This is a genomic window from Streptomyces radiopugnans, assembly GCF_900110735.1.
GTDB lineage: Bacteria > Actinomycetota > Actinomycetes > Streptomycetales > Streptomycetaceae > Streptomyces > Streptomyces radiopugnans.
Genome location: NZ_FOET01000018.1, coordinates 1 through 904, shown reverse-complemented (window position 1 = coordinate 904; position 904 = coordinate 1). Strand labels below are relative to the sequence as shown.

2 rRNA genes are annotated in these 904 nt (G+C 61.8%); both read right to left on the bottom strand.

What is annotated here, in order from left to right:
- Positions 1–364: 364 nt before the first annotated feature.
- Positions 365–481, bottom strand: a 5S ribosomal RNA gene (rrf, locus tag BMY40_RS23855).
- Positions 482–590: 109 nt separating this feature from the next.
- A 23S ribosomal RNA gene (locus BMY40_RS23850) occupies positions 591–904 on the bottom strand; the annotation flags it as partial.

Below are 904 nucleotides of genomic sequence, written 5' to 3'. Positions count from 1 at the left end.
CGGTCCTCACGCCGGTCGCCACGCCCCTGCTCCCGGTCGTCCCGGCGGAACGACGGACGGTCATCCCGACGGAAACCACCACGGTCACCACGGTCGTCGTCCCGGCGCGGACCACGGGGCCGCTCACCCCGGTCATCACGCCGATACGACGGCCGATCATCCCTACGGAAGCCACCCCGCCTCTCGTCACCACTCTGGCGACGCGGCCTGTCCGAGCGCTCGGGCCGGCCCGGCTGTTCCTCGGAGGAATTGGACATTGATGTGGCTCCTGTCTTGGGGTGGTACATGTTCAATCTTGCGCACAAACAGCAAAAGGGCCCTTGGTCCCAGCATGCACGCTGGGACCAAGGGCCCTTCAAAGATTGTTCGGCGGCGTCCTACTCTCCCACACGGTCCCCCATGCAGTACCATCGGCGCTGAAAGGCTTAGCTTCCGGGTTCGGAATGTAACCGGGCGTTTCCCTCTCGCTCTGACCACCGAAACACCATCCGAGTGTTCCAAGCGAACAAGCACACTGTTCAATTAGAACCCCGAAAAACCTGCCGAGGCCGTTCGTGGTCTCAGAACCCACACAGTGGACGCGAACATCTACGGACAAGCCCTCGGCCTATTAGTACCAGTCAACTCCACCGGTCACCCGGCTTCCATCTCTGGCCTATCAACCCGGTCGTCTCCCGGGAGCCTTACCCCCTTCAAGGGGTGGGAGTCCTCATCTCGAAGCAGGCTTCCCGCTTAGATGCTTTCAGCGGTTATCCCTCCCGAACGTAGCCAACCAGCCATGCCCTTGGCAGAACAACTGGCACACCAGAGGTTCGTCCGTCCCGGTCCTCTCGTACTAGGGACAGCCCTTCTCAAGACTCCTACGCGCACAGCGGATAGGGACCGAACTGTCTCACGACGTTCT